This window comes from Candidatus Poribacteria bacterium (genome assembly GCA_016866785.1).
Taxonomy (GTDB): domain Bacteria; phylum Poribacteria; class WGA-4E.
In genome coordinates this window covers 1-9,209 of sequence record VGLH01000146.1, presented here as the reverse complement: position 1 = coordinate 9,209, position 9,209 = coordinate 1, and the positions used below count along the sequence as shown (strand labels likewise).

Annotated in this window: 5 protein-coding genes; all 5 read right to left on the bottom strand. The window is 65.9% G+C overall.

From position 1 onward, the window contains the following. Positions 1-268: 268 nt before the first annotated feature. Genes FJZ36_16375 through FJZ36_16355 form a run of 5 tightly spaced genes read right to left on the bottom strand, consistent with a single transcriptional unit; the run spans position 269 to position 9,208 of the window. On the bottom strand, positions 269-5,353 hold the full coding sequence (locus FJZ36_16375; protein ID MBM3216475.1) for a hypothetical protein: 5,085 nt from the start codon (positions 5,351-5,353) through the stop codon (positions 269-271). Positions 5,354-5,359: 6 nt separating this feature from the next. After that, complete coding sequence (locus FJZ36_16370) at positions 5,360-6,334, bottom strand: hypothetical protein (protein MBM3216474.1); 975 nt, start codon at positions 6,332-6,334, stop codon at positions 5,360-5,362. Between the two features lie 60 nt (positions 6,335-6,394). Further along, complete coding sequence (locus FJZ36_16365; protein ID MBM3216473.1) at positions 6,395-7,246, bottom strand: DMT family transporter; 852 nt, start codon at positions 7,244-7,246, stop codon at positions 6,395-6,397. Between the two features lies 1 nt (position 7,247). Continuing rightward, entirely contained in the window at positions 7,248-8,651 is a 1,404-nt protein-coding gene (locus FJZ36_16360; protein MBM3216472.1) for an MFS transporter, read from the bottom strand. Continuing rightward, positions 8,651-9,208 (bottom strand): ABC transporter permease, encoded by a 558-nt coding sequence (locus FJZ36_16355; protein ID MBM3216471.1) that lies wholly within the window; start codon positions 9,206-9,208, stop codon positions 8,651-8,653. Before FJZ36_16355 ends, FJZ36_16360 begins: the two co-directional genes overlap by 1 nt. Between the last annotated feature and the right edge of the window lies 1 nt (position 9,209).

The following is a 9,209-nucleotide window of genomic DNA, read 5'->3' as shown; positions in this document are numbered from 1 at the left end:
TGCGGCAACGAGACGGCTGCAGGTGTGGGTCGCTAAGTCCGGGTCGAAATCCAGTGTCGGCGGCTTCGCGGACGTCGCCTAGCGAGGTACCATGGTGCGAACCGCACGTGTCGCGCTGGTCGGGTTGGCTGTTGGCGTGGTGATCGGGGCGCTGGTCGCTGCCGGGACCGTAGCGGCAATCTCCTCTTGTCGTCACCGACCGAAACGATCGGTGTCCCTGTTGCGCCGCTTCATGGCGAGGACAGGCTAGCCGCCGCGAGGTCTGCCATCACCGGACGACCGCCCACTTCAGGTACCTCACTGCCTTTCCTCCCATATGGCTCGTCGCCGTGAGCCGGACGACGTAGACGCCGCTGGCGACGGGCTTCCCGTTCGAGTTCGCCAAGTCCCAAGTCAGCGATTCGGTCGAACGTGCCGGATCGAGGCTGCCGGATACGCCGGACTGCTCCGCGTGGTAGACGCGCGTTCCGTCGGGTGCGTAGATGTCCATCGCTACGTCGGCCGTGCCGGTGAGCTGGAAGAGCGCCTTGCCTGAGGTTCGCGCCGGGTTGGGCACGAGGCGAACGTCGGTGAAGTCGAAGACTGCCTGGGTGATGTAGTCGAGCTCCGTCTCCTCGCTGTTCCCGGCGCGGTCGCGCACCACGAGCCGAAGCGTATGGAGCCCGCGCCCAACATCGACCGGAACGTAGCGGACATGGACGGTCTGCAGGTTGACCGGCGTCACCCGCACCGACACCGGGGAACCGTCCAGGTAAGCAACCACGTCGCGCGGATCGATCCCCGACCCCACATCGGTCGCCTCGGCATCGACGTAGTAGCGCGAGCCCGAGATCGCGGAGCCGCTCGGCGGTTCAACAGTGGTAAGGACGGGGCGATCCGCGTCCGACAGCAGCGCGACGACCCCGTTGGGTGCGCCAGAGGCAGCGACTTCAGGTCCTGTCTGCGAGTTCGGCAGCGGCTGCCACCGCTGCGAGGTCTCGTCCCATGTGAACCAAGCGCGCTTCGCCGTCACGTCGCGAGGAGCCACCCAGGTCGTCGCGGTCGGCTCCGTGGCGGCGTCGCCATCCGCGAACAGGTATGCGCCGCCTCCTGCGCTGTCCATCGACAACCCGCGAGCCTCAGCGTCTTCGCGCTGGGCTCGTATCGTCGTCTGGTCTCTGCCGTCTTGACTGCGGACGACGATGCGTCGCGGAAGCGCCTGCTGAGTCGGGCTGAGCTCCGCACGTACGCCGTTGCTCAACTCGACCACGGTTGGTGCGGATCGCAACAGCGCGACGGAGGCGCATTCGCCTCGCACCCGTGCGGCGCGTCCGAGTACATCGACCACCTCAGCCGACAGCCCCACGATGGAACCGTAGGCGATGGCGAGTTCGGCGGTGTAGACGTACGCGCCCGTGGCGTTCGCCGCAGTGTCGGCAGGAACTGGGATTGCCAGCGGATACCCGATCGCTTGACCCGGAACGGCAGCCTGGGCGGCGCGCACAGTTCGCAGCGGCACATTCGACGTTAGGGTCGCGCGCACGCTCGATCCATCAGCATTGGTCGGTTCGGCGCTCAGTTGGACACTGAGCGGCTGTCGGTCCAAGGTCACGTTCCACTCGCCGAAGCGGAGTGCGTTGCCAGCGACGTCGGCTCCGGCGATGACGATTCGATGCGTGCCGTCGCCGGGTGGCACAGGCATCTGGATGCGCAGGGCACCCGACTCGGAATCGAAAGTCCAGTTCTCCTCGTCGATCTCGTCGCCGTCCATGCTCACCGATAGGCTGTCGGCGTCCATGGCGCGGTCGTCCACGATTTGGCAGCGAAACTCGGAGCGCGGATCAGTGTAGCGTGCGCCGAACGGCGGCATCGGGTTCGTCACAGCCGGGGAGATCGCATCGAGTCCCGACGCCCCGACGTCTGCCACCTGCACCTGTCGAACGACCGCCGCTTCGCGCCCGAGCGCGTCCTGCGCCACGACGGTCACGATGCCTCCCATCTGCGGGATCCGCACAACTCGACTGAACTTGCCGCCGACCAGCGGAACCGGGACACCATCCACCCTGACCGACGACCCCTCGTCAGCCCGTCCAGCGACCACGACGTACGGGGCAGGCGATTTCTCGAACGGCAGAGGCGAGTCCACAACGAGTGACATGCTCTCGACGACGCGTCGGACGGTACGCCGTAGTTCCGAGCTTTCGCCCGTGGCGTCTTCGGCGACGACCCGCAGCACCGTGTTCCCAGGAGGAACCCCGATGTCTGCCGAGAACTCGCCTTTCGACGAGGTCGCGATCCGCTCTCCGTTCACCGTTACCAGCCGAGCTGTCGATACGCCGGATACACGGACACTCGACGCCAGCGTCACCAGCCCGTCCAGAGGCGACGCGACGAAGATCTCGGGTTTCGCAGGACGCGCGAGAGCCTTGACCTCCGCCACGGCGGTCTGCCCGCCAGAGGATTCGACAACGAGACGCAGACGCTGAGGGCCCCGCAGACCTCGGGTGTCCCACGCTCCCAGGAACCCACCGGGCTCCACCGGAGACGTGGCTGGCCCTTCGACGATCGCCCATGCGGTTCCTTCAGTCTCCTGCTTGGATTCGAGTCGGTAGCGCACGAAGTCCGATCCGCGTGCCGCGCCTGTAATGCGTACTGTGCCGGATACGAACGCTCCCTCGACCGGCGACTCGATGCGAGCCTCGAGCGGCGTCTCCGCGTACATGAGGTCAAGAACCATGATCTCGCCATCGCTCTCGACGGCGATGTGGCGGGCATCGGGCGCCCAGCACGCGTTGGCTGCCACGAGCCCTTCGCGAGTTGTACGCATTTCGCCGCCGGATACGAGGTCCAAGACGCGAGCATGTGCCGGCGCGCCGACTCCCTCGCGCGTGAAGAGCAGTTGCTTGCCTGACTGTGCGAACGCAGGTCGCAGGTCGTGGTATGGTCCCGTCAGCAATGGTTCCTCGGAGCCGGTGTCAACGCGGACACGCCAGATGTCCCAGGATCCCGCGCGGTGAGACTGGAAGGACAGGAATCTACCGTCAGGACTCCAAGCGGGATCGCGGTCATCGGCGCCGTTGCGCGTGATCTGGACGATTGATGGCGTTCCGCCACGAAGCACTGCGTCCACATTGGTCAGGACGAAGAGCTCGTAGTCGCCGCCCTCGTTCGAAGCGAAGGCGACGTTCTTCCCATCGGGCGACCATGCCGGGTCCTCTGCGGCGCTGACACCAGTCGTCAGGGAGGTCACGCCCAACCGCGCGACATCGACCACGTGTAGCTGCCACACGCCGTCTCGTTGGCTGGTGTAGACGATACGAGAACCATCCGGCGACCAGTCTGGATGCGCATCGAGCGCCATGTCGCGTGTCAGTCTGCCGCTCTCGGTTCCGTCGATTCGCGCCCACCACAGGTCCGATGACCCCCCCTCGTCCGAGGCGAAGGCGATGCGCGATCCGTCGGGTGACCATGAAGGATCGCGTCTGCCGGTCGACAGTTCGCTCGAAGGAAGCAGGGCCCGAACAGAGCCGGGACCGACCGCCGGCGCGGGCCGCCGATCAATGTCGACGCGGACTGACACGGTGGTCTCGTTCCCGGCGTGATCGACCGCGCGCACGCGCAACCTGTGCGCTCCCATCAGGCGACCGACATCCCACACCGCGACCTCGCGCAGATCGAACGAATCGACAAAGGGCCCAGCCAGCGCATGCCATTCCGAAGGCGAGAGCGTCGAACCGTATTCGACGTAAGCGGCTTCCAGGTTCGCATCACGGCATGCCACTCGGACCGGCACGGGCAGGAACGCCACGGTACCGTCGCGTGGCTCGTCGAGAACGACGGTCGGCGCGGACAAGTCGATGTCGATGGGCGAGGATTCGGGCGATATGGGGCCCTCGTTGCCCACAGCGTCCGTGGCAGACACGGCAACTCGCACGGTCGTTCCGTCGAGAACCGGCAGGCGATGTTCGGGAAGCTGGGTTTCGGCGACTGGCTCCCGAGCGCCGCCGTCCACTGCGGCGAACACGCGATAGACGGCAGCCCCTGGCACCGGATCCCAACGGAACAACGCCGTGGAGTCGTCGTCCCAGCCCTCTCTGGCGGAGCTGTCGGAATGAACCGGTCTCCCAGGAGTGGCTGGCGGCCACGCATCGCGAGTCGAACAGAACACAGCCGCAGAACCGTCAGTTGAGCGGTCGATCCAGACGGCGTGCGCCAGCGCCGCCCCTACGACGGGCGAGCTCGGATCGTCAGTCAACGCCAGCCGCGGAAGGATCGAGGGGACTGCCGACTCCGTCAGCCGATCCGGGCTTCCCCACGCGCCTCCCTCGCGGCGTGCGACGTGCACCTCCCAGTCGCCGGAGGACCCATCCTGCCATGCCGTGACATCCCCTTCGCGCATCGCGAGAACAGAGGGTCGTGTGGACTGTGCCGTCGATTGTGTGATCGCCCATGGCACCGACCAGGTCGCGCCGCCGTCATCGCTGACCGTCGAGTAGATGTTCGGACCCTCGCGCGACGGCTGGCTCTGCCATGCGACGGCGACGCGCCTGCCCATCGCCGAGATGGACGGCTCGCCGCTCCCAGCGACATCCGACAGACGACGCTCGCGAGTCTGGAACTCGACCACGCCTTGGCTGTAGACGACGTGGGCGACGCCTTCGCGCCGATCGCGCCACGCCACGTGGAACGTGTCGGGTCCGCCGGCGATGGACGGCTTGCCCGTCGAAGGGCTGTCCGGGGCGATGGGCGCTGGTGTCGTCCATGTTCGCCCGAGATCGTCGCTTCGTGACCACTGTGCTGTTGTTATGCCGCCGAACGCGTTGTCGAAAACGACGGCAAGTCGCACGGGGTACGCGCTCGTTGCCGCAAGCCTCGGTGCGGAGATGGCAGGAGCCGCCGCCACTTGGACCGGCGCGAGCCAGCCGTCCCGCGTCATACCCACGACGTAGAGCGAACTCCGCTGCGCTTGCTCTTGCACGTACGCGATGTACACGCCTCCGTCGTAGGCGAGTACGGACGGATGGGACGCCGGTCCCGACGAAGGCACGAGCCGTTCATCCTGCCAGGTCGCTCCGGCGTCCAGACTCACACGCACAAAGACCGACGGTTGGCCGAGCCGCGTATCCGACCATGCGACGACGAGGCTCTCGCCGTTGCCCGACGCGTCGATAGCGGCGACCCCGACCGGTCCGGTCGGCGTCGAAAGCCGAATCGGAGCGGTCCACTGTGGCGGCGCGCACCAGCCGGCGATCAGCGCGCACGACCACATCAGGACGACCGCGCCGGCAAGTGCGGCGACCCAACCGCGCCGAGACCGCCGATGTTGGTGGGTTCCCAGTGCCACTCGCTCGAACATCCTCGCATGACGACCCACGCTGCCCTAACCGCGGAAGAACGAGTCGGGCTCCGCCTCCTTGCGGGCCCACTCCTCCAGCCGGGCGTTCCGCTCACGGCGGAACCGAACGTAACCGACGACGACGAACGGCGTGACGAGCGCCACCAGCGTCATGGATCCCCCAAGCAACAGGAGCCACTGCGCCCCGTCCGTTGCCGATTCGCGCCATTCCACGTCGTACATCATCGTCGAAAGCCCGTACGTCGCCTCGAAGGCGGACTCGAACGCATCGCCCTCTGCGAGACGCGACAGGAGCACATGAAATCGCGTCATGGAGCGCTCGAGGATGAGCAGACGCACCGCGCTGAAGGACTGCGTGTAGGCGATACGCGCGTCATCCGCGTCCGCCGGGAACGCGTGCGATAGAGCATCGAGCGTCGGCAGCTGTCGGAACAGATGGCTGATCAACAGAGTCCACTGATGTCGCCAGTCCCAGTGCTCCGACACGTACATCGCGAATCCCTCGTGGAACCAGATCGGCGCCTCCGACGCCCGACCGCCGACCAAGGCTCCGAGGCAGATGTGAGCCACTTCGTGACGCGTCAGTTGATCCAGCGACTCGAGCCTGCCGGGCCCTGAAGGGAGCCGTAGAACGATTCTGCCCTCCTCTGGAAATGCATAGCCCATCGCCCAGTCCCGGATCGGGGCGTGGACGATGTCGGCGAACTCGTCCGACGAGTCGGTCAGCCACACGTCCACAACGGTTCCGCGCGGCAGCGGGAAGCGCGCCGCGACGTCGGCGAACAGCGCATCGCCGATGGCCGCCACCCGGGCGGCGGTCGGTCGGTCTTTGGCGTACCGAACCCGCAAAGTGGAGCCCTGGTACGTGTGCCATACGGGTTCATCGAGCGCCGCAGGACGGGCGAGCAGCGCCAGACACACGCAGCACATCAGCGTCAGCCGGCGAGGTCTGAGCACTTCCGCGAAGATGCCTCCGAGTCCACCCATGCCTCTGTGCATGAAGGGATCATACGGGCACGGCAACACGAGCGTCCAGCCGCGGCGCTCTACCGCCCGCGCCTAATGCGGGGGCGTCCGCCAGTAGAGCAGAACGACCGCCAGCGTCGAGGCGGCAATCCCGACGTAGTGCCTTGCCGTGGGACGCTCGCCGAGGAACGCGATGGCGACGACTGCCGTAACGACCAGTGCGCCGCATGCAGCCGCCGGGAACACGACAATGCCCGGGAGCTGCTCGAGCGCCGCCAGGAAGAACGCGATCTGGACCATGTTGCAGATGCCGATCCCCGCGCCCCAAGCCAGCTCTGTCCACGTGGGGGTTCGTCCGCCCTTCGCGAAGAGATAGATCGACGCGACCGCTGTGACGATGAACGCGATGACGACGTACACGGGCTTCTCGTCCGGCGCGCCTGCCTCGGCGAAGACCTTGGCGACCAATCGCGCGCTCCCGGATAGAGCCAGATACGCGAACAACGCGATCCGCACGCCCGCCAGGCTCGTCGATCCGGTCGGATCGCGCCGAACGTTCATCAGCAGGAGCGCGCCGATCCCGACAACCATGCCGACCGCCTGCCCGACCGACGGATACTCGCCCCACACGAGGATCGAGAACGCCAACGGGATCAGGATCGCCAACTGACCCACCGCGCGGGCGATGGAAACGCCATGATGAAAGATGGTCTGCAGGAGGGCGAAATACGCCGCGAAGTAGCAGAGCCCGTTGATCGTCCCGAACGCGACGCCAGGAACGCCGATGACGATTCCAGCCTGCGACACCCAGATGAGCCCGCACAGAGCTGCGACGACATAGTTCACGCCTCCGACAATCGCCATGTCCAGTCGCCGCTGGATGGCTCCCTTCAGCCCGAGTCCGAAGCCCGACGTGAACAGGATGTGCAGGACGAGCGCAGCCATGCTAACCCATCTGACCGGTTCGATCAGGAATCGTCATCTCTGCGAAGCGCGGCTCCGGCAGACGCGCCGCGATCCAGACGCTCACGAGCAACACGCCTGCGCAGATGAGGAACGCCGCTTCGTAGGCGGGCATCTCTCCGAGCGGACCTCTCGCCCAGCGGATGCCTGCGCCGATCAGGAGCGGGAACGCGAGCGTGACGATCTGTCCCGATCCGAAAATGCCGACGTAGAGCGCCTGCCGCTCCGACGGAGCGATCTCGAGCACGTAGTTCGACATGACGCGCATCAGCACCGCCATGCCGCCGATCATCGCATAGAGCACCAGCAGAGCCATCAGGCGCGACGGCTCGGGCACGAATCGACCGATTGCGACTGCAACCAGGGGAACGAGAGCCAGCATCGAGCTCAGCCCGACCATGACGACCCGGTTGCCCTTCCAATCGACGAGCAAGCCCAGGCTCAGCGACAAGGTTCCGATGACGATGTTCTGGACCGACAATCCCCAGCCGAGCGTTGCGTTGAGCGAGCTCTGGAATCCTGGGTCCTCCGACCACAACCGTGCATAGGCGACATAGTAGCTGAAAAGGTAGCCGGACAGCGTCTGGATCGCAGCGAGGAGAAAGACGTCGCGAAAGGTCGCGTCCTGCCTCAGCAGCGCCCAGCCCTGTCGCGCCAGGTCTCCGAGCGTGTACTCAGGGGCACGGTAGTCCTCGTCTTTGGGTTCCACCAACAACGCCGCCCCGGAAAGCGCGATCAGGAACGTGACGAACCCGATGCCGAACACAATCGCGTAGTTCCGCGGGAAGTCGCCGCCGTGACTCAGCAAGTAGGCGATGATGGGTCCGCTGAACACGACCGAGTAGCTGCCGACAGGGCCCGATACCGCGAGGATGCGCCCTCTGCGTCGCGCCGGTATCAACCTACCCATCATCACTCGGTCGATGACCACCTGAACCCCCGTGCAGACCCAACCCGAACCGTAGGCGAGCAGGAACACGACCAGCAACGTCCGAGGACTCAGGTTCCTGCCGAACCAGAGGACCGCAGACAGGCTGCCCCACGAGAGGGCGAAGATGGACGTCGCGAGGATCAGCAGGGGCTTCTTGCGGTGAGCCCGCTCGATGGCTCCCAGCAGGAAAAACTGCGGCAGGTATTGCGACAGGCGGGAGACGATGGGCGTCAGGCTGATCGCCACCGGATCGCGGGTCAGAGCGGTGACGAATCCAGGGATGACGGTGCTCTCGGTCTTATAGACCCACCCCATTCGGATGAAGATGGAGTAGATCACGTTCGCGGCGAAGTTGCGCGGATACGCCGCCGCAGCCTCTGGGTGGATATCGCGGAACAGGTCGCCGTCGTCCGAGCGGTCTCTCGGGGCGGCACGTACCGAGCTTGCGCGTGCCACTATTCCATCCCCAGACGGCTCAGGAACCCCTTCTCACGGACCTGACGGAACATCCATGCGAAGAAGGTCGCTCCCGCCGCCAGGTAGACCACATTGAGGGCGAGGGCAGACACGATGAACCGCAACTCCACCGTCCCGATCATGAGCGCCGCGCGCATGCCTTCGAACACGTACGTGGACGGCAAGCAGTACGCCACAGTCTGCAGCCACCCCGGAAGAACATCGACTGGATAGAAGACCGCGGAGAAGGGCTGGATCAGGAACGGGACGCCCCACACGAGCGCCTCGGCAGCCTGTCCGAACCGCAGAATCAACGCCATCGTGCACATCCCGACCGCCCACCCGAAAAGGATCAGGCTGACGAGGAAGGGCACGAGCGCGGGCCCCACGTCGAAAAGCTGGAACGAATAGAGGACGTAGGCGAGACCGCCGAGCACCACTCCGGTGATCCCAGCCTTGATGACGCCCATCAGGCACGTCGCCAGCACCATCTCCGCGATGCTGATCGGAGCGACGAAGACGTTCAGGATGTTCTTGACCCAGATCTCTTCGGTCAGA

Excerpts from the sequence above, each read along its gene's own strand:
- FJZ36_16370 (MBM3216474.1), bottom strand. The coding sequence starts at position 6,334 with ATGCACAGAGGCATGGGTGGACTCGGAGGCATCTTCGCGGAAGTGCTC.
- FJZ36_16365 (MBM3216473.1), bottom strand. The coding sequence starts at position 7,246 with ATGGCTGCGCTCGTCCTGCACATCCTGTTCACGTCGGGCTTCGGACTC.